At 63.3% G+C, this 25,371-nt stretch carries 21 protein-coding genes and 1 pseudogene; 14 read left to right on the top strand and 8 right to left on the bottom strand.

Annotated features, from left to right (window positions below):
- Positions 1–12: 12 nt before the first annotated feature.
- Positions 13–1,215 carry an NAD(P)/FAD-dependent oxidoreductase gene (locus tag BMZ46_RS20945; protein WP_039772150.1) on the top strand — a complete coding sequence of 401 codons (1,203 nt, stop codon included), beginning with the start codon at positions 13–15 and terminating at the stop codon, positions 1,213–1,215.
- A gap of 118 nt (positions 1,216–1,333) precedes the next feature.
- Here BMZ46_RS20945 and BMZ46_RS20950 read toward each other — a convergent pair whose 3' ends face one another.
- A complete protein-coding gene (locus tag BMZ46_RS20950) occupies positions 1,334–2,251 on the bottom strand; it encodes a LysR family transcriptional regulator (RefSeq protein WP_074690859.1) in 918 nt (305 codons plus the stop codon).
- 100 nt (positions 2,252–2,351) lie between these two features.
- Entirely contained in the window at positions 2,352–3,551 is a 1,200-nt protein-coding gene (locus tag BMZ46_RS20955; RefSeq protein WP_074690858.1) for an MFS transporter, read from the bottom strand.
- A 308-nt stretch (positions 3,552–3,859) separates the two neighbouring features.
- Between BMZ46_RS20955 and BMZ46_RS20960 the strand changes: the two genes are divergently transcribed.
- From BMZ46_RS20960 to BMZ46_RS20980, 5 genes are all read left to right on the top strand, one after another.
- Positions 3,860–5,119 carry a c-type cytochrome gene (locus BMZ46_RS20960; RefSeq protein ID WP_074690857.1) on the top strand — a complete coding sequence of 420 codons (1,260 nt, stop codon included), beginning with the start codon at positions 3,860–3,862 and terminating at the stop codon, positions 5,117–5,119.
- On the top strand, positions 5,116–5,589 hold the full coding sequence (locus BMZ46_RS20965) for a (2Fe-2S)-binding protein (protein ID WP_074690856.1): 474 nt from the start codon (positions 5,116–5,118) through the stop codon (positions 5,587–5,589). Before BMZ46_RS20960 ends, BMZ46_RS20965 begins: the two co-directional genes overlap by 4 nt.
- Positions 5,586–7,823: a xanthine dehydrogenase family protein molybdopterin-binding subunit gene (locus tag BMZ46_RS20970; RefSeq protein ID WP_074690855.1), complete on the top strand. Its 2,238-nt coding sequence runs from the start codon at positions 5,586–5,588 to the stop codon at positions 7,821–7,823. Before BMZ46_RS20965 ends, BMZ46_RS20970 begins: the two co-directional genes overlap by 4 nt.
- Before the next feature lie 148 nt (positions 7,824–7,971).
- Positions 7,972–9,084, top strand: a complete 1,113-nt coding sequence (locus tag BMZ46_RS20975; protein WP_074690854.1) for an alkene reductase — start codon at positions 7,972–7,974, stop codon at positions 9,082–9,084.
- A 111-nt stretch (positions 9,085–9,195) separates the two neighbouring features.
- Positions 9,196–9,675, top strand: a complete 480-nt coding sequence (locus BMZ46_RS20980) for a helix-turn-helix domain-containing protein (RefSeq protein ID WP_039772141.1) — start codon at positions 9,196–9,198, stop codon at positions 9,673–9,675.
- A gap of 57 nt (positions 9,676–9,732) precedes the next feature.
- Here BMZ46_RS20980 and BMZ46_RS20985 read toward each other — a convergent pair whose 3' ends face one another.
- Positions 9,733–14,874 (bottom strand): trifunctional serine/threonine-protein kinase/ATP-binding protein/sensor histidine kinase, encoded by a 5,142-nt coding sequence (locus BMZ46_RS20985; protein ID WP_254778448.1) that lies wholly within the window; start codon positions 14,872–14,874, stop codon positions 9,733–9,735.
- A gap of 261 nt (positions 14,875–15,135) precedes the next feature.
- Here BMZ46_RS20985 and BMZ46_RS20990 point away from each other — a divergent pair, with 261 nt between their 5' ends.
- Positions 15,136–16,128 (top strand): response regulator, encoded by a 993-nt coding sequence (locus tag BMZ46_RS20990; RefSeq protein ID WP_074690853.1) that lies wholly within the window; start codon positions 15,136–15,138, stop codon positions 16,126–16,128.
- Positions 16,125–16,529, top strand: a complete 405-nt coding sequence (locus BMZ46_RS20995; RefSeq protein ID WP_052266604.1) for a response regulator transcription factor — start codon at positions 16,125–16,127, stop codon at positions 16,527–16,529. Before BMZ46_RS20990 ends, BMZ46_RS20995 begins: the two co-directional genes overlap by 4 nt.
- 91 nt (positions 16,530–16,620) lie before the next feature.
- Here BMZ46_RS20995 and BMZ46_RS21000 read toward each other — a convergent pair whose 3' ends face one another.
- Together BMZ46_RS21000 and BMZ46_RS21005 are read right to left on the bottom strand one after the other, a co-directional pair.
- Entirely contained in the window at positions 16,621–17,046 is a 426-nt protein-coding gene (locus BMZ46_RS21000; RefSeq protein WP_074690852.1) for a cupin domain-containing protein, read from the bottom strand.
- A gap of 123 nt (positions 17,047–17,169) precedes the next feature.
- A complete protein-coding gene (locus BMZ46_RS21005) occupies positions 17,170–18,072 on the bottom strand; it encodes a transcriptional regulator GcvA (protein ID WP_074690851.1) in 903 nt (300 codons plus the stop codon).
- Between the two features lie 108 nt (positions 18,073–18,180).
- Between BMZ46_RS21005 and gstA the strand changes: the two genes are divergently transcribed.
- Positions 18,181–18,795: a glutathione transferase GstA gene (gstA, locus tag BMZ46_RS21010; RefSeq protein WP_074690850.1), complete on the top strand. Its 615-nt coding sequence runs from the start codon at positions 18,181–18,183 to the stop codon at positions 18,793–18,795.
- Positions 18,796–18,949: 154 nt separating this feature from the next.
- Here the strand turns inward: gstA and BMZ46_RS29595 are convergent.
- Positions 18,950–19,141, bottom strand: a pseudogene (locus tag BMZ46_RS29595) (hypothetical protein); the annotation flags it as partial.
- Between the two features lie 158 nt (positions 19,142–19,299).
- Between BMZ46_RS29595 and BMZ46_RS21020 the strand changes: the two are divergent.
- Together BMZ46_RS21020 and BMZ46_RS21025 are read left to right on the top strand one after the other, a co-directional pair.
- Positions 19,300–19,896, top strand: coding sequence for a paraquat-inducible protein A (locus BMZ46_RS21020; RefSeq protein WP_074690848.1), 597 nt, complete (start codon positions 19,300–19,302; stop codon positions 19,894–19,896).
- Positions 19,893–20,564 (top strand): paraquat-inducible protein A, encoded by a 672-nt coding sequence (locus BMZ46_RS21025; protein WP_064381884.1) that lies wholly within the window; start codon positions 19,893–19,895, stop codon positions 20,562–20,564. The genes BMZ46_RS21020 and BMZ46_RS21025 overlap by 4 nt, the downstream gene beginning before the upstream one ends.
- An 11-nt stretch (positions 20,565–20,575) precedes the next feature.
- On the opposite strand, the gene BMZ46_RS21030 is transcribed toward BMZ46_RS21025, so the two are convergent.
- On the bottom strand, positions 20,576–21,325 hold the full coding sequence (locus BMZ46_RS21030; protein ID WP_074690847.1) for an SDR family NAD(P)-dependent oxidoreductase: 750 nt from the start codon (positions 21,323–21,325) through the stop codon (positions 20,576–20,578).
- A gap of 164 nt (positions 21,326–21,489) precedes the next feature.
- On the opposite strand from BMZ46_RS21030, the gene BMZ46_RS21035 reads away from it, so the two are divergent.
- Together BMZ46_RS21035 and BMZ46_RS21040 are read left to right on the top strand one after the other, a co-directional pair.
- Positions 21,490–22,386, top strand: coding sequence for a LysR family transcriptional regulator (locus tag BMZ46_RS21035; RefSeq protein ID WP_011333860.1), 897 nt, complete (start codon positions 21,490–21,492; stop codon positions 22,384–22,386).
- Between the two features lie 116 nt (positions 22,387–22,502).
- Positions 22,503–23,495, top strand: a complete 993-nt coding sequence (locus BMZ46_RS21040; protein WP_039772129.1) for a zinc-binding dehydrogenase — start codon at positions 22,503–22,505, stop codon at positions 23,493–23,495.
- 8 nt (positions 23,496–23,503) lie between these two features.
- Here BMZ46_RS21040 and BMZ46_RS21045 read toward each other — a convergent pair whose 3' ends face one another.
- Complete coding sequence (locus BMZ46_RS21045; RefSeq protein WP_074690846.1) at positions 23,504–24,430, bottom strand: LysR family transcriptional regulator; 927 nt, start codon at positions 24,428–24,430, stop codon at positions 23,504–23,506.
- Between the two features lie 101 nt (positions 24,431–24,531).
- Here BMZ46_RS21045 and BMZ46_RS21050 point away from each other — a divergent pair, with 101 nt between their 5' ends.
- Positions 24,532–25,371: a type 1 glutamine amidotransferase domain-containing protein gene (locus tag BMZ46_RS21050; protein WP_074690845.1), complete on the top strand. Its 840-nt coding sequence runs from the start codon at positions 24,532–24,534 to the stop codon at positions 25,369–25,371.

Genomic DNA, 25,371 nt, shown 5'->3' on the forward strand with positions numbered 1-25,371 from the left:
AGGAGTCATCCGATGAAACAGCACATTTTAGTGATAGGCGCAGGGTTTGGTGGAGTCTGGAGCGCCCTGAGCGCCGCACGTCTGCTGGACCAGCATGATCGTAACGACGTGCAGATCACCGTCCTCGCGCCCCAGGCAGAACTGCGCATCCGTCCGCGCTTCTACGAGCCGAATGTCCACAACATGAAAGCGCCGCTGGGTGAACTGTTCGATGCCGTGGGCGTGAAATTCGTCAAAGGCATCGCCGACAACATCGACACCGCCAGCAAGCAAGTGACCTACAGCGATGCCTTCGGCACACAAGGCACGCTGAACTATGACCGACTGGTATTGGCTGCCGGCAGCCGAGTAATCCGGCCACCGCTCAAAGGCATGATCGAACACGCCTTCGATGTCGATCAGATCGAAGAAGCAGCACGCCTCGAAGCCCATATCAAGTCGTTGAAGGACCAGCCGTCGAGCGCTGCGCGTAATACCGTGGTGGTCGCCGGTGGTGGTTTTACCGGGATCGAAACCGCCACCGAAATGCCGGCCCGCCTGCGTGCCGCACTGGGTGACGATGCGCCGATCAGGGTCATCGTGGTGGATCGCGCGCCGCAAATCGCCGCGACGCTGGGTGACGGTATTCGGCCCTCCATTGTGGAAGCGTCCCGAGAGTTGGGCATTGAATGGATAGTCGACGCCTCGGTGGCCTCGGTCGATGCCGGCGGCGTGACCCTGGCCGACGGCAAACGGATCGAGTCCAGCACCGTCGTCTGGACCGTTGGCTTCCGCGCCAGCCCGCTCACCGAACAGATTCCGGGCAGCCGTGATCCGCAAGGTCGCCTGCACGTCGACGGTCACCTGAAAGTGCTGGGGCACGTGGATGTCTTCGCTGCCGGCGACGTCGCTTATGCCGCCACGGATGACCTCGGAAACTACGCCGCGATGTCCTGCCAGCATGCAATCAGCCTGGGCCGTTATGCCGGCAACAATGTGGCCGCTGACCTGATCGGTGTCGCACCGGTCACCTACCGCCAGCCCAAGTACGTGACCTGCCTTGACCTCGGGGCCTGGGGCGCGGTGTTCACCGAAGGCTGGGACCGTCAATTGAAACTGGTCGGGCAAGAGGCCAAAGACCTCAAGACCCAGATCAACACCGTGTGGATCTACCCGCCGGCCGCCGATCGCGCAACCGCACTGGCCGCTGCCGATCCGTTGATTCCGGTGGCCTGATCACCCGACGGTTCACACTTCCCTATCGCTGCGCATTCCCAGGCGCCCGCCACGGTTTTTTTGGCGGGCGCTTTTTTATGCAGAACTCACAAAGCGTCGGGCGGCAATAAACGGCTCTCTAGCGTTGACGCGATGGCTCCGCCACCAGAATGTCTTCCAGAAAGTCGATGAACACATTGATACGGCTGGAGCCCCGGTGATTGGGCAGGTACAACGCATTGATGCAGCAGCTCGCATTACCGGGGTTGACTTCATAACCCTCCAGCAGCCGCGTCAACCGACCGGCCTCGACGTCGGCGCGCACCAGCCAGTCGGCCAGCAGGGCCACCCCGCGCCCCGCCACCGCTGCTTCGCGCAGGATGTCGGCGTTGTTGCTTTGCAGGCGACCATGCACATTGAGCTGGATGGTTTCCTCGTCGCCCTGGAACGTCCAGTGCTGGTGCGAACCCGCGTAGTCGAAGCGCAGGCATTGATGCTCGAGCAAGTCTCGCGGATGCGCCGGCACAGCGTGACGGCTCAGGTAATCCGGACTCGCCACCACCCAGCGCTGGAAGCCGCCCACCCGCTTGCTGACGATATCGTCACTGACCACCGATGATCCCAGGCGCACCGAGACATCGATCTGCTCGCTCAGCAGATCGCTGACCTGATCGCTCAACGACACACTGATTTCAAGCCCCGGATGGCGGTCGAGCAATACACCCAGTTGCGGTGCAATGATCTGTCGGCCGAACTCCACCGGCACGCTGATGCGCAGGCGTCCCTGCGCCTCGCTGCCCCGGTCGGCAACCACCGCGTCGGCCTCATCGATGGCATCGAGAATGGCCACCGCTTTCTCGAAATAGGTTTGTCCGGCGACCGTCACGCTGGTGTTGCGTGTCGTGCGGTTGAGCAGGCTGGCGCCCAACTCGTTTTCCAGCCCCGCCACCTGGCGTGTCACCGAAGAAGTGGAGATGCCGAGTTTGCGCGCCGCCGAGGAATAACCACCGCAACGGACGGTTTCAACGAACATCTTCAGTGCCAGCAACTTGTCCATAAGTGGAGCCCGATCGAAAGGAAACGGTGATGATTGTGCATCACCGTTCGCCAATCGTCTTGTAGGACCGTGCTTCATCGGACTCAGCGGTGCCTGCGGTTCAGGCATCGGCCTTGCGGCTCAGGAACAGCGCCAGGGCCAGCGCCGGCAGCAACGCCACGGTCACGGCGGACAGGTTCCAGCCAAAATGCTCGTAGAGCGGACTGGCGACCAACGATCCCAGCGCGCCGCCGACGAAGATGCTGGTCATGTACACGGCATTCAGCCGGGCCCGGCTGTGCGGGTCGATGGCGTACACCTCGCGCTGACCCAGCACCATGTTCAGTTGCACGGCGAAATCCAGCAGCACCGCGCAAACCACCAGCCAGACATAGCTGCTGCCCGGCAGCGCGGCGATCAGCAACGAGGCCGGCGCGAGCATCAGTGCCACGAGCGTCCCGCGCCGACCGTGCCCGGCATCGGCCAGGCGCCCGGCAATCGGCGCTGCGACCGCGCCGACAGCGCCGACCAGGGCAAATATCGCCACCTGTGCCTGACTGAAACCGTGGTGCCGCATCAGCTCAATCGGTGCGAGGGTCCAGAACAGGCTGAAGCTGGCAAACAGCAAACCCTGATACAGCGAACGCTGACGCAGAACCGCGTGCCGACGGGCCAGCGCAAACACCGAGCCGATCAGCGCCACGTACGTCGCCTGATGGCTCGGAACGCGGCGCGGCAAGGCAATCGCCGTGATCAGGGCGATGACGGCCATCAGTGCCGCTGCGCTGAAAAACACCCCGCGCCAGCCGAACACTTCCACCAGCAGACTCGACAGTGGCCGCGACAGCAGAATGCCCAGCAACAGGCCACTCATGATGTTGCCCACCACCCGGCCACGGGTCGCCTCGGGCGCCAGATGCGCGGCCAACGGCACGAGGATCTGCACCGCCACCGAAGTCAGGCCGATCAGCAACGACAGGACAAGGAACATCGACGGCGAATGCGTCAGGCCGGCGCACAACAGCGTCACGCTCGCCGCGAGGGTAAACCCGACCACCAGCCGACGGTTTTCCATCAGGTCGGCCAGCGGCACCAGCAACAGCAGGCCCAGCGCATAACCGAACTGCGTGAGTGAAACGATCAGACTGGCATTGGCGCTGGACAGGCCGATCTGCGGCGCGATCAGTTCGACGATCGGCTGAGCGTAATAAAGGTTGGCCACGACCGCGCCGCAGCAGAATGCCAGGAACGCGACCATCAGGCCGGAAAGAGAAGCGGATGGTTCGGCCTTGGCCGCCGCTGCCGGATTGCCCGTGAGCATGATGACACCTCGATGAGTTGGGAAAGTGACGCCAAGGCTAAGGGTCGCGCAGGCCTTCGAGTATCCATCCCAAAGGCAATTGAGTGATGCGCCAAATGCAACGACCCTCGGCGTTGCACTTGGCGCAACGTGCTATTGCGCGGTCTGGCAATACTCGGACGTTTGCACCTTCTCTACCCTTGGGCACCTGGCGCAGGGCTTTACATCGGCGCCCTTCCCCGGTCGTTCAAGGAGTTGTCGAAGATGCCGAATCCGTCCCTCACGCCCACCGCGTGCCTCTTGGGCAACCGCTCATGAACGGCCATTTCATGAAATCCAGAGCGCTGTGGGTCAGCGCGGCAGCCCTCGCGTCGATCGGTGCGATCGCGGCCCTGGCGCTGATGTGGCGGCCGGCAATTGCGCCGGTCGAACGCCCGCAAACCTTCGATTCCGCACAACTGCAACGCGGCGCGCGCGTCGTCGAGGCGGGCGACTGTGCGGTGTGTCATACGCGGCCCGGCGGCCAATACCTGGCCGGCGGACTGCCGCTGGTGACGCCGTTCGGCACCCTCTACAGCACCAACATCACCCCGGATCCACAGACCGGCATCGGCCAATGGTCGTTGCCGGCCTTTGAGCGGGCGATGCGTGAAGGGATCTCCCGCGACGGCCACTTCCTGTACCCGGCCTTCCCCTACGTTCATTACCGGCGCATGAGCCAGGACGACATCGCCGACGCCTATGCGTACCTGATGAGCGGCCCGGCCGTGAGCTCGCCGCCACAACAGAACCGCATGAACTTCCCGATGAACATCCGGCCTCTGGTGTCGTTCTGGAACCTGCTGTTCCTGCATGGGAAGCCGCTGACGCCGCTGGCGGAGCAATCGCAGGGGTGGAATCGCGGGCGTTACCTGGTCGAGGGGCCCGGTCACTGCGCGGGCTGTCATTCGCCGTTGAACCTGATCGGCGCCGAGAAATCCGGCGAAAACCTGGCCGGCGGCAGCGTGGATGGCTGGGACGCGCCGTCACTGCTGGGCATGGCGCACCGGGCAAACCCGTGGAGCAGCGAACAATTGGTGAGTTACCTGCGGGCCGAAGTGGTCGACGGACACGGCACGGCGGCGGGCCCGATGCGCCCGGTCAGTCTCGGTCTGGCGCGCTTGCCCACAGAAGATGCCCAGGCGATTGCCGAATACCTGCTGAGTCTGCCGGCGAAAACCGCGATCAACGAAATTCCGAGCGCCAGCGCTGAACCTGCGGATCGATCCTCTGGCGCGCTGCTGTTCGCCAGTGCCTGCGCCGGCTGCCATGCCCAAGGCGCGCCGATGCGTGACATCGACGGACGCCCGGCACTGGATCGCACCTCGGCGCTGCAGTCCGCCAGCCCGCGCAACTTTGTGAAAACCGTACTCGAAGGCATCCCGGCAGAACCCGGCCAACCGGGACCGGTGATGCCCTCGTTCGCCGCCAGTCTCGATAACACCCAACTCAACGCCCTGGCCGTCTACCTGCGCCATCAGGCCAGCCCCGATCAACTGTGGACCGACCTCCCTGCCACCCTCCAAGCGCTACGTCAGGAGACGAAATGACTCAGATCACCCTCAACGTCAACGGATCTTCCCGGGCTCTCGAGCTGGAACCGGACATGCCGCTGCTCTATGCGCTGCGCAATCACCTGGGCCTGAACGGCGCCAAGTACGGGTGTGGCCTGGGCCAATGCGGCGCCTGCACCGTCATCGTCGATGACCAACCGGTGTTTTCCTGCCTGACACCCTGCGCGGGTCTTGAGGGCAAAAAGGTGCGGACGGTCGAGAGCCTGGGCACGGCCGAACGCCCCGGCACTCTGCAGCAAGCATTCATCGACAAGCAGGCCGCTCAATGCGGTTACTGCATCGCCGGCATGTTGATGCGTGCGCAGGCACTGCTGGAAAGCAATCCGCATCCCGACGAACAGACCATTCGCGAGCACATGGCAGGAAACCTGTGCCGCTGCGGCACGCACTTGCGCATCATTGAGGCGATCAGCGTTGTCGCCCGGCAAAACGGGAGTGCGCAATGACCACGATCAATGAGGTCGATCACAGTCGCCGTGCGTTCCTGCGCGGGGGCGCGCTGCTGGTGGCGTTTGCTTTGGTGCCGGTCTCGCGCCGCGCCCTGGCTGACACCGAAGTCGATACCCTCGGCACGGTCGTCTTGGCGCCGGACCTGCCCGGCAGCCTGCGCACCAACCCCTGGCTCGATGCGTGGATCCGCGTCGGCCACGACGGCATCACCGTCTACACCGGCAAGGTCGAACTGGGCACCGGGGTCAAAACCGCGTTACTGCAAATTGCCGCTGAACGGCTGGAGGTCTCCCCGACCGCGATCAACCTGCTCACCGCCGACACCGCACTCACGCCGAACGAAGGCTACACCGCCGGCAGCCACACGATTTTTGACAGCGGCACCGCGCTGTTCAACGCGGCGGCACAAGTGCGCGAGATGCTGCTGGAATCGGCCGGACGCAGCTGGAACGTTGCGCCGGCGCTGCTGACGACTCGCGACGGCAGCATTCTCGGCCCGACCGGGCAACACATGTCTTACGCCGACGCCGTGCAGCAGGTCGATCTGCACCGCTATGCAACGTCCGAGTCACCCTCGATGCCGCCGGCGTCGTTCAAGCTCATCGGCCATTCGCTGCCACGCCTGGACATTCCGGGCAAAGTCAGCGGCGGCGCCGCGTTCGTGCAGGACATTCGCCTGCCGGGCATGCTTCACGCCCGGGTCATCCGCCCGCCGCGTCCCGGCTGCACGCTGGAAGCCATCGATATTGAATCGATCAAGACGCTGTCCGGGGTGGTGCAGGTGATTCGCGACGGCAATTATCTGGCCGTGGTAGCGCGGGACGAATGGCAAGCGATCAAAGCCATGCGTCATGGATACGCCTCGGCGCGCTGGAGCGGCGGACAGGCGATTCCCGAATCGCGGGACATCCATGCGCTGCTTGAGCGCCTGCCCTCGCGTCGTTATCCGATCAGCCATGAAGGCACGCCACAAGGCGCGACCGACAACGAATATCGCGCCCGGGTGACCAAGCAATACCTGATGCACGGTTCGATCGGTCCGTCCTGCGCCGTGGCCTGGTTCAAGGACGGCACCCTCACCGTCTGGACCCACACTCAGGGCGTGTATCCGCTGCGCGCGGGGATCGCCGAGATGTTGCGTTTGCCGCCCGAGCGCGTGCGCTGCATCCACACCGAAGGTTCCGGCTGTTACGGCCATAACGGCGCAGACGATGCCGCGGCCGACGCGGCGTTGATTGCCATGCGCGTACCGGGCACGCCGGTGCGGGTGCAATGGATGCGCGAGCAGGAAAACCTCTGGGAGCCGTACAGCTCGGCGATGGTCACCGAGGTGCAAGCCAACCTTGACCCACAGGGTCGGCTGCAGGACTGGAACTATGAGCTGTGGACCACGCCGCACAACGAACGCATCGTCAACGCCGGGCGCTTGCTGCCTGCACGCCTGCTGGCCCGGCCGTTCACTTCCGCACCCTCGGTGCCGATCGCCCAGCCTGAGGGCGATGGCGATCGCAACGCGGTGCCGCTGTACGCCGTGGCCTCCTCGCGGATCGACATGAACTTCATCACTGAAATGCCGTTTCGCACTTCAGCCATGCGCTCGCTGGGGGCGCACATCAACGTCTTCGCCATCGAAGCCTGTATCGACGAGCTGGCCACCAAGGCCGCAGTCGATCCGGTTGCCCTGCGCCTGGCACACCTGACCGATCCTCGGGCACGGGCTGTTGTGGAAAAGGTTCGCGATGCCGTCGGCTGGCTGCAAAAAAGCAGTGAACCCGGCGCAGGCCTTGGCTTTGCGTTCGCGCGCTACAAAAACATCATGGGTTACTGCGCCATTGCCGTGCGTCTGCGGGTGCATCCGCAGACCGGCGAAGTGCAGATCGATCACGTCGTCACGGCGGTCGACGTGGGACAGATCGTCAGTCCCGATGGCCTGCGCAACCAGGTCGAGGGCGGGATCGTGCAGTCCACCAGCTGGACGCTGTATGAAAAGGTCGCCTATGACGCCGGCGGCATCCGCAGCTACGACTGGAGCGGCTACCCGATCCTGCGTTTCTCGCAACTCCCCAAAAAGGTCGACGTTCACCTGCTCGACCAGCCGGGGCAACCGTTTCTGGGGGCCGCCGAAATCGTCCAGGGCCCCATGGCGGCTGCCATCGGCAACGCCGTGGCGAATGCCACCGGACGGCGCTGGCTGAACCTGCCCCTGACCCGCTCGCAGCAGCCTGCCTGAACCGCGCCACGTTGCATTTCACGCAATGCAGCGTGGCGTCGCGTGTGGATTATCAAGCACCGGACAGCCGCTTAACGTAGGGCCATCCGGTGTCGGACCCAATGTCCGACACCGCCCTGCCGATCCTTTTCGAAGACTGGAGAACCCCATGACACAACAACTGTTCCGTCCCATCGCCCTCGGCCCCTACACACTTCCCCATCGGGTGGCGATGGCGCCGTTGACTCGCTCCCGTGCCGGGCAACCGGGCGACATCCCGACATCCATGAACGCCGAGTACTACCGCCAGCGGGCGAGTGCCGCGCTGATCATTACCGAGGCGACGCAGATTTCCCGTCAGGGCCAGGGTTATGCGTGGACGCCTGGCATCTACAACGACGAACAGGTGCAAGCCTGGCGCGAAGTCAGCCGCCAGGTACACGAGGCCGGCGGGTTGATCTTCATGCAGCTGTGGCATGTGGGCCGCGTATCGCACCCAAGCTTTCAACCGGACAACGCGCTGCCGGTGGCGCCGAGTGCATTGCCCGTACCGGGCAAGACCTTCATCGTCGATGCCGAGGGCAACGGTGTCTGGGGTGACGTGCCGGTGCCGCGCGCACTGCAGGTTTCGGAAATCGCCGACATCATCAGCGACTACCGCCGCGCCGCCCGCAATGCGCTGAACGCCGGGATGGATGGCGTGGAAATTCACGCTGGCAACGGCTATCTGCTGGACCAGTTCATCAACAGCAACAGCAACCAGCGCACCGACGGTTATGGCGGCACCCTGGAAAACCGTGCGCGCCTGTTACTGGAAGTGGTGGCGGCCGTGGTCGACGAAGTCGGTGCCGACCGTGTCGGCGTGCGCCTGACACCGATGGGGCGCTTCATGGGCATGGGCGATGAAACCCCGCAAGCCACGTTCGGCTACATCGTGCGCTCGTTGAACCGCTGGAAACTGGCCTACCTGCATCTGGTCGAGCCGGCCGTGGTCGGCACCGTCAAGGACGAGAATTTCGACCCGCGCTGGGACGCGATCATCGGCCAGTTGCGTGATGCCTGGGATGGCGTGCTGATGATCGCCGGCGGCTACGACCCCGAGTCGGCGGAACAGGCCCTGGCCGACGGACGCGCCGACATCATCGCGTTCGGCCGACCGTTTCTGGCCAACCCCGATCTGCCTCGGCGAATCCGCGAAGGCCTGACGCTCAACGCACCGGACCCGAGCACGTTCTTTGGCGGCGATCAGCGTGGTTACGTTGACTACCCGACCCACGCCTGACCCGCTGACCGCAGGGCGCTGACCGAGGGAATTTAATAACTCTTCAGGATTGTTTAAGGACTTTAAAGGGCGTCGACGCAGAGACTTTGCACAACGATAAGGAGAGCAAACATGAGCCCGCAATCGCTGATTTCCGACCATCCACGCCCCCTGATGCGCCCGCTGGGATCGTTGACCAGTTGGCAGGAACGTCGCGCCAAGGAACTGATGCTCAGGGACCTGAGCCGCAGCGCGCGCATCAGCGAGATCGCCGGCCTCTGCAATCTTTCGCGCAGTCATTTTTCCCGTGCGTTCAAAAAGAACACCGGGTACTCACCGCAGGAGTGGTGGCTGAGGATGAAGATCGAGAAAGCCAAAAGCCTGCTGATCACTTCGATGCCGATCACCGAAGTCGTCTACGAATGCGGGTTTTCGGACCATTCGCACTTCACCCGCACCTTCAACCGCCTCGAAGGCATGCCGCCCCGAGAGTGGCGTCGCGCCTTCGTCGCCAACCGCGCGCCCATCGCGCTTCAGTTGCCTGCCATCGAACTCGACGCTGCACTCTGGAGCGTGCACAACGCTGGGCACGCCCACCCCTCGCACGCTTGACCTGATCGAACCTGACGTTACCCGCTCCTCCCCTTTGGCCGCTGATGCGGCCTTTTTTTATCCCGCGCCAGCCGGTTCCAGCGGCAGGTCGAAACTGAGTCGGGCACCCTGCTCGCTGTCCTCGATCAGCAATGTCCCGCCATGTGCGCCGATCACCGATCTGCAGATGGCCAGGCCCATTCCCATGCCGCTGCCCTTGGTGGTGTAAAAGGCATCGAATACCTGCTCGCGCTGAGGCACGCCAATCCCTGGCCCGTTGTCCTGGAACGTCACCCGCACATGGCCGTCCCTGACGGTGGAGCTGATGACGATGCGCCCATCCGGCACCCCGGCGCCGGCGATCGCCTCCATCGCATTGTTGATCAGGTTGTACACCACCTGCTGGATCTGCACCGAGTCGCCCCACACCTGACATTGCGCTTCGAGTCGGGTGTGCAGGGCGACGTTGCGGTTGGCCAGTTCGGTCGCCGTCAGTTGAACGACACCACTCACCAACTCGTCGATTTGCACCGGCAAGCGCTTGAGCGGCGCCTGCCTGGCCAGTGCGCGCAAGGCCTGGACAATGTCGGCGGCCCGCGTGCTGTCCGAGCGGATGTCTTCCAGGCCCTGAATCGCCTCGTCCAGATCGGGCTTTTCACGCTTGAGCCAGCGCAGGCTGGCCGAGGCATTGGACTGAATGCCAAGCAGCGGCTGACTGATCTCGTGGGCGATGGAGGCTGAAAGTTCGCCCATGACCTTGAGGTGCGAGTTGCGCGCCAGTTCGGCACGGGAGCTGCGCAGATCCGCTTCCATCTGCGCCCGCAGGCGGTTGTCTTCCACCAATTGCGCATACAGCCGGGCGGTCTCCAGCGACACCGCTGCCTGGGAGGCAAGAATTTCCAGCATGGTCAGCCGTTCGGCACCGAACAGGCCGGGCACCAGGCTGTTTTCCAGATAGACCAGACCGATCAACGTGCCTTGTCTGAGCAGCGGCAGGCACAACATCGAGCGGGTCTGCCGTCGACGCAGATCGGCGCCATAGGCTTCCGGGCAATCGACCCGCACATCGTCGAGCACCAGGGGTGCACGGGTGCGCATCGTTGCATTGAGCACCGACGCAGGCGCCAGCGCTTCAAGCGCCTGATCGCTGTCCAGCGCAATCAGCAGATTGCCGGCTTCCATCGACGCGGCGGCCGCCAGGCGCAGTTCGCCTTCAGCGACCATCATCAGCACACCTTGGTCAGCCCCGGCCTGAACCATCAGGTGGTTCATCAAGGTCTCGACCAGCCGATCCAGCAAGACCTCCTGGGAAAGTGCCCGCGCGGCCTCGATACCCGCCTCCAGGTCCAGCCGGCCCCGGTTGATCGGTTGTGAAGGTTGCGAAGCGGGTTCCGTGCGCAGAAACGGATGGCGGTTTTCCAGTTGCCGCGCCTTGGCGCTCGCCCCCCAGAGGTCGTAGCAATCCCGGGCAAAACGCAGGTGGTGATGAGCCCCCGAGACCAGCTCATTGGACATGCAGACGTCAGCCAGTTGCTCGTGCGCCAGTGCCTGTTCGTGAACGAAACCGGCGCCCGCCGCTGCGATCTGCGATTGATCGAAGCAACGGATGGCAATCAGGTCCTGACCGCGCAAGCGCGCGATCACGCCCTCGATCAACAGCAGTTTGTTGCGGAACGTCGCCGGATTGAGCGCGGCCCATGCAAGAAAGCGCTGGCGTTGCTGCTCAAGCATTTGCAGCTTTCGCTCAACGTCACCCGGCACTTGCGCACTGGCCAGTGCGAGGCTGCGAAAGAGATGGTAATCGGCAAGATTGATATGCGCAGGAATGGACCAGGCCACCGTCGCGGCGTCTTCGAAACGCCGCCAGGCATACAGCGCATCGCCTGCATAAAAAGCCGACATGCCGGAATACAGCCACGACAGGAACAACGTCGACTGCGAAACGCAGGCTCGATCGATGGGGCCGAAACGGTCGTGTTCCACGCCCTCCAGTTCAGACAGTGCCCGCACGGGGCGACCGTCACGCAGGTCGATGGCGAACGCCTGTTGCGCCAGCAGAATGCGTTCGATATCGACGTAATTGAACTGCCTCACCCAGGCCAGACCGTGCTCCAGTTCGTCCAGCACCTTTTGCAAGGGTTCGCCCATGAACAGCAGGTCGGAAACAATGTGATTGCAGGCATAGCAGGACATGCCCAGGTCACCCCCGGCCTGACCGCACTCGAACGCCGCGAGCGCTGTCTGCCGGGCATACGCCATCGGCCGGGTCCACGGGCTGACCTGATCGAGCGCCACCAGGGTGCCTGTGCGGCCGGCCTCATAGCCATGCAGGTCAGTCAGTTTCAGGGCGACTTGCGCAAATGCCAGTCCGTCCACGTATTCGCCAAAACGCTCGGCGATCATCACGCCAAACCACGCAAATCCGTAGCCACTGCTTGGCGTAGTGCCGTGCTCGAGCGTGAGTTCGACCATTTTCGCCAGGTGCAGCAAGCGGAGATCGTCATCGACGAAGAACGAAGGAATCAATGTGCCGAGCAGCTCCATGGCCGCCTCGATCTGCGCATCCTCAGCCTTGGGCAAATGAACCAGATCGGCGATCGCTCGCGTGCCGATCAGGTCGCGCACCTGCGCAAAGGCCCGGGTCAGATGGTCCTCGGGAGGTTTGCGTTGCAAGGTGATGCCCAGCAGCGCCAGGCCGGTCAAAGCCTCGGTGATCGCCCCTTCATAGTCGGAGTGCAGCGTGCGCAACGTGGCACGCAAGCGATAGGTTTTCGCGCGATCCGCGTCCGTGAGCGCGTGGTTCAGGCAATCATCGAGACGTCCCCGGGCCCCCGCCAGATCCGCCAGCAGCATCGCGCACTCGGCAGCCAGCCAGGTGCTGGCGAACGCTTGCGGATAGAGGTGGGTCCAGCCGCTCTGACCGAGCAGGCGTTCGGCCGTCTGCAGATAATCCGCCGCCAGTTGCACGGCGGCCGAATCCCTCGCGCGCTCGGCAGCCTCGACCAGGACATCAATAAACGCGGCGCTGCGCGACTGCGTCAATGCAGCATCGTCGACACGCTGGATCTGACCGGCAATCTCGAATACGCGCTCATGGGCCTGTTCGCCCCACAGGTCCAGCATGGCTGCGGCGATGCGCGCGTGCTCACTGCCACGCCCCACCGGCGAAGGCAGCTGACAGGCCGCCTCGAGCACCCGGTCGTGGCCGAACACCAGTTGTGCGCCGGCGCGCAGCAGTAATCCCCCCTCGACCAGACTTTGTACATCACGCGCCAGTTGCACCGAATCAAACGGCAACAACCGGCCCAGCAGCGACTCGTCACAGCGACCGCCGATGTAACCCGCCGTGCGCAGGACGTCTCGTTCGGTCAATGTCAGCCGGTCCAGTCGCTGCACCATCAACTCCGCGACGTTGTCGGCATAGCGATAGCTGTCCACATCGCTCTGGTTCCAGACCCAGCGATCCGCCGCCGCGTCGAAACGCACCAGACGCTCATCGATCAGCGCCCGCAACACCTGACTGACGAACAGCGGATTGCCGGCCGTTTTCAAATGCACGACCTGGGCGAGCACTTCAATGCTGGCGGGATCGGTGTCCAGTTCTGCGGCCAGCAGTTGCGCGACGGCGGACACCGACAAGGCGCCCAGCGTGATGTGAATACCGGGCAATGCCTGTTCGCCGCGCAGCACGTCGAGTAGGGCGTCCTCCCGCGCAAAGGCCTTCGACCCGCTGTCCCGGTACGCCAGGATCAGTACCAGATGCCGCGGTGGCCGGGCGAAGAAAGCGCGCAGAAACGCAAGCGTCGAATCGTCCGCCCACTGCACGTCATCCACGAAAAGCACCAGCGGCCGCCCGGGCTGAGCAAACACGTCCAGCGCATCGAGCAGCGTGCGATTGACCCGCTCAAGCGCGTGCCGGGCGGGCATGTTGGGTAGTTCCGGCGTGGCACCGATCACCAGTTCGGCCTCGGGGGCCAGATCCACCAGGATCCTGCCGCGCCCCTTGAGCCGTTCAATCAGTTGCGCGCCGAGGGTTTGCAGTTCCAGTGCGGGTTTGCCCAGCAACTGAGTCATCAGCGAACGAAAGATTTCCGCCAGCGGCGCATTGGGGATTTCCTGCTGCAACAGGTTGATCTTGCCGCTGGCCCAATAGCCGGGAACCAACGGCCGCACGCCCTGATGGATCAGGGTTGACTTGCCCGCTCCCGGTGTACCGCCCACCCACAGCACGCGGGCGATACCGTCGCTGCGCACCTGGCTGATCTGTTCGAGCAGTTGTGCGCGCTCCGCCTCCCGACCAAACAGTACCGGGTCGTCAGCAACGGATGGCAGTGCATCGAAGGTGCCCAGCCTGAAAGCCTTCACATGGCCATGCTCCAGCCATTGCTGACGGCACCAGACAAGGTCAGTGGCCATCGACTCCATGCTCTGATAGCGAGCGCCCGGCTCCTTGGCCAGGCCTTTGAGCAACACGCGACAGAGGCCTTCCGGCAGGTCGGCGACATGCACGGCCGGCGATGTCGGCTGGACCGCGGCATGCACATGCCGCCAGTGCGACGGGTCACGCGCCGTCAGGGGCGGCTGGCCGGTCAAGGCGTGATAAAGAATGCTCGACAGCGCGTAGACATTGCTGCGCTCATCGAAACCGGCGCCATCGCGCCGAACCTGCTCGGGGGCCAGGTAGGGCCAGTGCTCCAGCGCAGGAAGCTCGGCGACGGCGCCCGCCTGCTCGTCGGTGTGATAACCCAGAAGGCTCACCGAATCATCGGCGCCCACCCGCAAGTGCCAGGGCAACAGATTGGACTGCCGTGCGCCGGCCTTCCCGGCATTGACCAGCGCATGGGCCGCCGCGACCGCGATGGCAAGCAAGCGGCCCGGCGGCAGGCGGGACTGACCGAGCAGATCAGACAGGGCCACGCCCGTCTCGGGATAGACCAGCAACGGCCCTTCTGCCGAACGGATGAAGGCGACCGGCCGGATGGCCCAGGCTGAATCCGGGCGCAGATGAAAGTCCCGTTCCAGACGCTTGCCCACGTCAGGACGCTGGATCGGTGCGCGGGCGGCCAGCCAGCGGAAGTCCGACCGAGGATCGTGGATGGTGAACCAGGTCAGGTCGTTTTCCCGGCGCAGCAGCTCGAATGCACAGCCCTCCAGCCAGGCGTCATCCGGCACGACATCCGGGTTGCAGAGGGCTGGAGAGGAGGAAAGTCTGCCGGGCATTCGCTGTCACCGCTCATTATTTGTTTCAGGCCTGGCGCAGGAGTATACGCAAGGCTCTGGCGCAGAGGTTTCGTCGTGATGCCCATGTCCGCATCCGGCACCATCATGGCCGTCGAGCGCCTGTCCCGACCGGTTGCAGAGATTGAAAAACCACCGGCCTTATCCCTCGGGATAATTGCATTGTGCGAGGTCGTCGCCTAGCGTGTCGTCCTGATGAACCGGCGCCCTGTGCCTCTCCCTCGACACCACGCAGAGAACCGTATGATCCGACTCGGCCAAGCGACTATTTCCCTGGAGCGGCGTGAAGCCTTTCTTGACGGGCGGCCGCTGCGCGTGGGAGGACGGGCGTTCGAACTGCTGTCGGTGTTGATGCAGGCCGATGGCCGGATCGTCAGCAAAGATGAATTGCTCACCCAGGTCTGGCCCGATACCGTCGTCGAGGAAAACAATCTTCAAGTGCAGATCTCATCGCTGCGCAAGTTATTTGGAGAGAATGAGATCATCCAGACGGTCCCGCGCCGAGGTTACCGATTATTGAAAGACAGTGCCCCTTCCCTGCCCCCGTTTCACCCGGTCGCCGCGAGCGTCCCTGCAACAGAGGTTCAGCCTGCGATTGATCCGGACAGCGTGCCGGTGTTCATCGTGGACGACGAGGCTTCCGTGCGCACGTCACTCAGCCGCCTGCTGCGGGCCGAAGGCGTGCCCCACCGGATCTTCAATTCGGCAGAAGAGCTGCTTGGCGCTGACCTCGAGGCCGGGCCGGCCTGCCTGTTGCTCGATGTCAGCCTGCCGGAGGCGACCGGTCTGCAGCTGCAGTCGACGCTCGGCGAGCGAGGACATCCATGGCCGGTCATTTTCATGACCGGTTACGGCACCATCCCGATGTCGGTACAAGCGATGAAAGCGGGCGCCGTCGAGTTTCTGACCAAGCCGTTCGACGACGACCAGTTGCTGGCCATCCTGCAAGCGACCCGCCAGCGCGCAGCGGTTGATTTCCAGCAGTGGCAGCGGGTCCAGAGCGTGCGCCAGCGAGCCGCCCTGCTGACGCCACGGGAGCGTGAAGTATTGCCGTTGATCGTCGCGGGTCTGTCCAACAAGCACATCGCCAACAGGCTGGGCACCAGTGAAGTGACGGCCAAGGTTCATCGCAAACACATCATGGTGAAAATGCAGACGCGCTCGCTCGTCGGGCTCGTCGAGCTGTATGGCCTGATCAGCACGCCGCCACCGTCCGGCGTGCAGAACCCTTCATGAGTCAGGACACCGACACGCCCGCGCTCACTGTCAGCGCGGTTATCGTCTGCATCGTCGACGACGATGCTTCCGTACGTAAAAGCCTCGCCAACCTGCTGCGCTCCGCCGGTTACCACGCGCGGTTATACAGCGGTGGCGAGGATTTCCTGGCGCAGGAACATTTCGAGGACATTGCGTGCCTGTTGCTGGACCTGAAAATGCACGGTTTATCAGGGATCGAGGTGATGCAGGCGCTGGCGTCCCGAGACAGGAAATTCCCGGTCATTTGCATGTCCGCCCATTGGGACGACGCCGCCCTGGCCGAGACCCGTCGCTACAACGCCTTCGCCTGCCTGGGCAAGCCGTTCTCCGGTGATGTGCTGCTCAGGGCCGTGGAGTCGGCACTCGAAAACGACAGTTGAAGCGGTCGTTCGCCGCGACCCACGACTTTGGCTGCACGCCAGACGCAAGAAGGCCTGCCAAACCGGCAGGCCTTCTTTTTTTCGCGAAACGTTATTGCTTGAGAATCAGCAGCGGCTCGCCCTTCTTGACGATGTAGGTCGCCAGTTCCGAGCCCTTCTCGCTGCCGACGTTCCTGGCGATATGCGCCACACCCGCCGGGATGAACAGTGAATCACCCGCCTTGAGCGTCACCGGTGCCTGGCCTTCCAGTCGGTATTCGAAGGTGCCGCTGATCACGTAAGCCACCTCCACACCCGGATGCGCATGGTTAGGCGAAGTAACGCCCGGTTCGAAGTCGACGCGGGCCTGGATCACCTCGCGATCCGCCGCACCCAGATCCTGACGGACCAGATCGGTACGGCTCAGGCCTTGTTGCCAGTTCTTCGCCGGGGCGGCGGATGGGGTTTCCGCCGCGTGGGCGAGGCCGGTCAGCGAAACGAGTACGGCGGCAGCGGTCATCAGAAGTGTGCGGCGCATGGTGTTGTCCTCTTGGCAGTCGTGGTGTGTTGGCACCTACTTTGGGCGAGGCCTGTATGCGGGATGTGTCCTGATGACGGGGTTTGTTACCCGTTTGTGTACGGCGGCGCGATGGATACACGCTTATACAAAGGGTTTGGCCAGCACCTGCGATAGCCAGCCTCTGAACGCCACGATCTTTTTCGATTCGGCCTGATCGTGGGGCGTGACGAGGTAAAAGCCGGAAGCGGATTTCAAGCGCAGATCAAACGGCGCCACCAGCCTGCCCGCGCGCAGATCATCATCGACATAGGTCGAGCGACCGATGCACACGCCCTGCCCGTCAATCGCCGCCTGCACCGCCATCATCGCCAGGTCGAAGGTCAATCGCGGACCCTTCGCCGTCAGCGGTGGCTGGCCTGCCGTATGCAGCCAGTCGTTCCAGTCATTGGCGGTCACGCCGCTGACTTGCAGCAAAGGGTGATGGGCCAGGTCCACCGGCGTATTCAACGGCTTGTCGCCGGTCAGCAAGCGCGGGCTGCACATCGGGAAGATCTCGTCGGACATCAACCAGTCGGCGCGCAGCCCCGGCCAGTTTCCGTCGCCGTAGCGGATCGCCGCATCGATGCCACCCTTGCGAAAGTCCACCCACTCGGTGGAGGCGCTGATCCGCACATCAATCTCGGGATGCGCCTCGCGAAATGACGGCAGACGCGGCAACAGCCATTTGGACGCCACCGACACCAGGGTGCTGATGGTCAGGACGCTGTTGTTGCTCGACTCCAGCAGCTTTTCAGTCGAGTAGCGCAACTCAAGAAACGCCGAACGAATGCCGGGCAAGTAGGCATTGCCCTCCTCGGTCAAAGCCAAACCGTCTTTCAAGCGCATGAACAGACGCACGCCAAGCTCATCCTCGAGGCGACGGATCTGATGGCTGATCGCAGTTTGCGTGACGTTCAATTCTTCGGCGGCACGGGTGAAGCTCATGTGCCGGGCGGCACATTCGAAGGCGCGCAATCCGTTGAGCGATGGCAGTCGGGGGAGCATATGACCTCTTCAGTCCATGAGAATTTGTCATACGCTAGCACTGGATATGTCCTTTGCGAAGCCGAGCGGCGATGGCGGATTCTGAGCCTCCATCTATAAGGAGATCCCATGAAACTGTACTTCGCCCCCATGACCTGTTCATTGGCGCCGCACATCGTATTGCGCGAACTGGAGCTGCCGTTCGAGCTGATCCGGGTCAACAACCAGACCAAGCAAACCGCCGACGGCCGGGACTTTCGCCAGATCAATCCCAAGGGTTACGTGGCCGCGCTGATGCTGGACAACGGTGAAGTGCTGACCGAAGGGCCGGCGATTCTGCAGTACCTCGCCGACCTCGTGCCCGGTCATGCGCTGGCCCCGGCCAATGGCAGCTGGGAGCGCTCGCGTTTGCAGGAGTACCTGAACTTCATCAGCTCGGAAATTCATGGCGGCAGCGCGCCGTTGTTCAGCAGCGAAATTCCGGAAACCACCAAAACCATCTTCAAACACAAACTGTTCAAGCGACTGGATTACCTGAACCGCATCCTCGCCACCCAGCCGTTTCTGATGCAGGCCTTCGGCGTAGCGGATGCCTATCTGTTCACGGTGCTGAAGTGGTTGCCGACATTCAGTATCGCCATCGAAGACTGGCCAGCGCTGGCGAGCTACATATCGCGCATCGCCGAGCGGCCCAGTGTGCGGGCGGCCATCGCGGCAGAGGAAGCCACGCAACCGGTGCTCTGACGCGACCGATTGCGCGAACGCCCTCAAATGGGCCGGCGCGCAGTCAGGCGCCCGACTCCGGATCGCTCGCCGGCAGGCCCCGCGCTTCTCGGTCCTCATCATCCCTGGCGGTGCTCTGCGGGTTGGCGTCGGCGTTTCCCGAGCCGTTGCCGTCCTGCGGATGCTCAGAACCCACCGAATTGTTGGCCGCCACATCGCTCATGTCTTCTTCCAGTGGCGCTTCATCGTCCGGCGGCAAGGGGACTGGCGACTCGTCTTTGCGCGGATCATGGCCGGTTTCGTTGTCGGTCGTGCGGGTCACAGCCTGCTGTGACTGGTTACCGGGTGCATTTTCATCAATATCCATGGGGTTCTCCGTTCTGCTTCGCAATGTTCGTACCTGAAGGTGTGAAACGAGTGAGTGGTGCTTAGTGCCCGGTATTGGACGAATGGCACCCCGGTTGCCGAATGCCCCAGCGCTTCTATAGTGAAGAGGGTTCAAGCCCTCCTCCCGTCGAGCGCCCCATGGCCAGCACCGATCAACTGATCATCTGCGAGCATTGCGACTGCGTGTACGAAAAAGTCGCGCTGGCCAAACACCAGAAGACCCTCTGCGTGCGTTGCGGCGCCGTGCTCCAGCGCTACAACAACCTGAGCGTGGAGCAACGGCTGGCCCTGAGCTTCACCGCGGCGATGCTGTGGCTGTTCGCCAATTTCTACCCGGTGATGAGCATCAGCATGAAGGGCCTGAAAAACAGCGCGACCCTCTGGGATTCAGTGTTGGCCCTGAGTCAGGGGCCGATCACCTTCATGGCGATGGTCGCGGCGATCTCGATCATCATCGCCCCGGCCTTCCAGTTGGTGCTGTTGATCTGGGTCCTGAGCTTCGCCCTCGCTTCGCGCCGCTCGCCGGGGTTCAAGCTGTGCATGCGCTGGCTCGAAACGCTGCGGCCGTGGAGCATGCTCGAAGTCTGCCTGCTCGGTGCCATGGTCGCGGTGTTCAAACTGGCGGGCATGCTCGACGTCATTCCCGGCATCGGCCTGTTTGCCCTGGCCGTGCTCAGCCTGTTGCTGATCCGCATCGCCGGGCGCGACGTGCGTGAACTGTGGGACATCCTATGAAACGGCCACCGACTGCCAGCGAACTCAACCTGTGCCTGTGCCACAGCTGCGGACTGGCCTGCGACATGACCGGCGAACCGCACCAATGCCCGCGCTGCGACGCGCCGCTGCACCGGCGCAAGACCAACTCGCTGACCCGCACCTGGGCCTACATGTTCGCCGCGCTGGCGTTTTACGTGCCGGCCAATCTGCTGCCGGTGATGAACACCACCCTGCTCGGCAGCGGCGCCGACAGCACCATCATGAGCGGCGTGCTGGAGTTCTGGGAACACGGTGCGTGGGACATCGCCGTCATCATCTTCGTCGCCAGCATCGCCGTGCCGGGGGTGAAATTCGTGGCGCTGACCTTGCTGCTGGTCACCGTGCAACGGGACAGCCACTGGGCGCGCAAGGAGCGTTCGAAGCTGTACCGCTTCGTCGAGCTGATCGGTTATTGGTCGATGCTCGATGTGCTGGTGGTTGCGCTGGTGGCGGCGCTGGTGAAGTTTCAGGCGCTGGGGGATATCGAGCCGCGCGTAGGGATTCTGTTTTTCGGCCTGGTGGTCGTGTTCACCATGCTCTCGGCCATGAGTTTCGACCCGCGCCTGATCTGGGATAACGCGCCGGACGAAGAAACGGAAAAACCCCGGCACTCGACTGAACAAGTGCCGGGGCATCAAGCGGTTTAAATCAGATCGGATCAGATCTGCGCAGTACCGCCGTCAACGAACAACTCGATGCCGTTGACGAAGCTGCTGTCATCCGAGGCCAGGAACAGTGCAGCCTTGGCAATCTCGCTCGGCTCGCCCAGACGCCCGATCGGCACGATAGACGCCAGTTGATCGAACAGCCCCTGGGTGTGTTCCGCCGGCACCAGCCCTGCCAGACCTGGCGTACGCACCGGGCCAGGGCTGATGGCGTTGACGCGGATGCGCCGTGGTTTCAAGTCCAGCAACCATGACCGAGCGAAGTTGCGCACCGCCGCTTTGCTCGCGCTGTAGACGCTGAAGTTCTCCGTGCCCTGCACCGAGGTGGTCGACGAGGTCAGCAGAATCGAGGCGCCATCGCGCAGCAGCGGCAAGGCCTTCTGCACGGTAAACAGCGTGCCCTTCACGTTGGCGTCGAAAATCCGGTCGAAGTGCTCTTCGGTGATCGCGCCCAGCGGCAGCATGTCCCCGCCGCCGGCGTTGGCGAACAGGATGTCGAGGTGCCCGGCCTTGGCGGAAATCTCGCTGTAGATGCGATCCAGATCCTCCAGCTTCGCCACATCGCCCTGGATGCCGATGGCCCGTGGGCCGATGGCGGCGACCGCGTTGTCCAGTTCGGCCTGACGGCGGCCGGTGATGAATACGGTGGCGCCCTGGGCGACGAATTCCTGCGCCGAGGCCAGGCCGATGCCGGTGGTGCCGCCAGTGATCAGTGCGATTTTGCCTTCAAGTCTGTTGCTCATGATGAATCTCCAGTAACCGTTTCGAGGTAAGTGACGGGTCGTAGGTGAGCCGTTGGAAGCGACTTTAGGCCGATCGATTGAATTGAAAAATCCGCAAAATCGGTTTTTTTTGTGCACAGACATGCACAATACTCAACCGCATCTACCCCACCGAGCCCGAATCGATGAATCAGTTAATGGCGATCCGCACCTTCGCCCGCGTCGTGGAAAGCGGTTCTTTCACCAAAGCCGCCGACTCGCTGAACCTGCCGAAAACCACGGTCAGCAAACTGATCGGCCAACTGGAAAACCACCTCGGCGTACGCCTGCTGCAACGCACCACCCGCCGCCTCACCGTGACGGCCGACGGCGCCTCTTATTACCAGTTGACACAACAACTGCTGCATCAACTGGACGACATCGATCAAGGCTTCAGCCAGGCCCAGGGGCTGCCGCGCGGCAAAATTCGCGTGGACATCGGCGGCTCGACCGCGACGATGCTGGTGATCCCCGAGCTGCCGAAGTTCTTCGAACGCTATCCGGACATCCAGGTTGATCTGGGCGTCAGCGACCGCCCGGTAGACTTGATCAGCGAACGCGTCGACTGCGTGATTCGCGGCGGCCCGCTGACCGAACAAACCCTGGCCGTGCGCCGCCTCGGCGAAGTGTCCTGGACCACCTGCGCCACGCCCGACTATCTGCAACGCCACGGCACCCCGAGCCACCCGCTCGACCTGGCCAGCCATCAACTGATCGCCTACCGCTCGGCCTCCACCGGGCGCATCCTGCCGTCGAACTTCCAGCGCAACGGCGAACGCCATCAGATCGAAGGCAAAGGCCTGATCAGCGTCAACGAGAGCAACGCGCACCTGGCGGCCGGGCTCGCCGGACTGGGCATCATCCACACCTTCAGCTACACGGTCAGGACCGCCATCGAGCGCGGCGAACTGGTGCCGATCCTCGAGGATTGGCGGCCGCCAGCGTATCCGTTTCATGTGCTGTATCCGCCGAACCGGCATTTGAGCAATCGGGTGCGGGTGTTCATTGATTGGCTGGTGGAGCGGTTTGCGCAGGTCGATTGAAGTGCTGCGGGAGCATTGCTGACTTTTACGCAAAACACCTTTGACCCAGAGCCGGTTCTTCTCATGCCCGTTGCCACCGATACTGGCGGCCATTGACAGTCATGGGAAACCGCACAATGCAAACCGATTACGCTGCCTGGGCCTGGACGTCCGGCCAAGGGCTGGATGGCCTGACACTGACCCGTAAACCCCTCGGGCAACCCGGCCCCGGGCAAGTGCTGGTGGCCAACCGCGCCATCGCCTTGAACCCGGTGGACTGGAAGATCATCGAGTGGGGCCATCCCGCCTGGAGCACCGGCCGTGTGCCGGGTGTCGACGGCATGGGCGTGGTGGTCGCAGCCGGCGCCGACGTGACACTGCAACCCGGCAGTCGCGTGGCGTATCACCAATCACTGGCGAGCGATGGCAGCTTCGCCGAGTACTGCCTGCTCGACGCCGCCACCGTGCTGTCGGTGCCCGCCGCGCTCGATGATGCCGCGGCGGCGTCACTGCCCTGCCCCGGTTTGACCGCGTGGCAAGCCGTGGAAAAAGTCCCCGCGAATGGCGCGGCCGATGTGCTGGTGATCGGCGCCGGCGGCGCGGTCGGCCTGCTGCTGGTGCAACTGGCGGTACAACGCGGATGGCGGGTCTGGGCGACCGCGTCCGGCGCACATCATGAAAAGCTCAAGGCCCTGGGCGCAGTCGGCGTATTCGATTACCGCGAACCGGACTGGCAAAGCGCACTCGCAGCCAGCCTCGGCGAACGTCGTTTGCACGCCGTATTCGACACGGTCAGCGGCGCTCACGCGGCGAAAATGGCCGACCTGCTGGGCTACAACGGCCATCTGGTGTGCATTCAGGATCGTCAGGAAAGCGCGCCGCTGCCGGCGTTCACCAGCGCGATTTCGCTGCATGAAGTGGCATTGAACAGCTTCCACGTCCACGCCAGCCTGCACGATCGCCAGACCTTGCGCCGCAACGGCGAGCAGTTGCTGCAAGCCCTGCTGGACGGCAGCCTGATCGGCCCGGCGCTGCAGATGTTCAACTTCGATGAATTGCCCCAGGCCTTGCGCGCCCTGAAGGACGGCGCAGGTGGCGGGAAATGGGTGACGCGTCTGCCCGTCGTTTGAAAATCGCGTCAGTCGAGGCCTTCCCCAATGCCTTGACTGACCTCTCGGGTCAGACAATCAATCAGCGCCCGCGCCGAAGCCGACAGCTGCCGGTGCGGCGGGTAGATCACCGAGAACGGTCGGGAGCGCCCGCCCGACTGTTCAAGCAGGCGCACCAGTCGCCCGCTTTCGATCCGTTCGCGGACGATGAAGTCATAGGTCTGGCAGATGCCCAGCCCCTGCTCCGCCAGCGACACAATCCCCAACACATCGTCGGACACCTGAATATTGGCGCTGGGCAACCATTCGCGGTCTTCGCCCTGCTCACGGAACAGCCACGGTCCAACACGGCCAGTGCTGGGCATCACGAATGGCAGGCACGCATGCCGCTGCAAATCGTCGACGCGCTGCGGTGTTCCGGCCCGTCGCAGATAATCCGGCGCGGCCACCACACATAAATCCGCGTCTTCCAGCTTGCGCCCGATCAGCCCGCTGTCCGGCAACGCGCCCAGCCGAATAGCCAGGTCGAAGCCTTCGGCCACCAGATCGACGTTGCGATTGCTGATGCTCAACTCAACGCGCACTTGCGGATGCTGCCGGGTGAAACGGGCGAGCATGGCCGGCAAACGATAGTGGCCGTAAGTGGTCGGCACGCTGAGGCGCACGCGGCCGCTGAGTTCGCCGTCCTGTCCCTGAATCGTGCGCTCGGCGTCGTCGATCAGGCCGAATGCCGCCCGCGACTGCTCCAGGTACAACACCCCGGCATCGGTCAGACTCAGGCGCCGCGTGGTGCGCCGCAGCAACTGCACACCCAGGCGCGCCTCCAGCCGCGAAATCGCCCGGCTGACCACCGACGGCGTGGTTGCGAGAAACACTGCACCGGCGCTCAGCGACCCCTTTTCCACCACCGTGACGAACACTTCGACGTCGGCCAGATAATCGAATCGGCGACTCATCTTGATCTCCAGAGAACAAATGCTTTGCTGTGGTGCGAGTTTATCGCCGCGATGAGCATCAATACAGTGAGCCACACTTTCCTTCATCTTCTGGAATCGCCATGCGCTCAATCACACGTCTTGCTTTCGCCCTGTCTCTCTCCGTTGCCGCGTTGAACGCCCAGGCGGCCAATGTGCTGGTGGTGCTGTCGGACTCCGATCATCTCGATCTGAAGGACGGCAAGGTCTTCAGCACCGGTTTCTATCTCAACGAACTGATGCAACCGGTCAAGCTGCTGCTCGATGCCGGCCACACCGTGACCTTCGCCACCCCGACCGGCAAGGCGCCGACGCTGGATCGCTCCTCCGACGACAAGATGTATTTCAACAATGACGTGGCAGCCTTGCAGACCCACAAGGCGCTGCTGGAACAACTGAAGATCACCTCGCCCGGTGAATCGCCGGTCATCAGCCTGTCGCGGGTCGAGCAAGTCGGTTACGAGCATTTCGATGCCGTCTACATTCCGGGTGGCCACGCACCGATGCAGGATCTGCTGCACAGCCAGGCGCTGGGCAAACTGCTGAACAACTTCCATCAAACAGGCAAAACCACAGCGCTGGTGTGCCACGGCCCGATTGCACTGCTGTCGACCCTGACGGATCCAACCGCATTCACCCGCCGACTGGAAACCGGCAAAGCCACGACGGCAAACAACTGGACGTATGCTGGCTATAAGTTCACGGTCATCAGCAATCAGGAAGAAGAAATCGCCAAAGGCCTGTTGAACGGCGGCGCGATGAAGTTCTATCCGCAGACGGCGCTGGAAAAGGCTGGCGGTGTTTTCAGCAGTAACACGGCGCCGTGGGCCAGCCACGTAGTGGTTGATCGCGAACTGGTCACCGGACAGAACCCGGCGTCGGCCCTGGCCGTGGGCAAGACCCTCGTTGACCGCTTGAAGTGA

It is taken from the genome of Pseudomonas sp. NFIX49 (assembly GCF_900115915.1).
Classification (GTDB): Bacteria; Pseudomonadota; Gammaproteobacteria; order Pseudomonadales; family Pseudomonadaceae; genus Aquipseudomonas; species Aquipseudomonas pharyngis.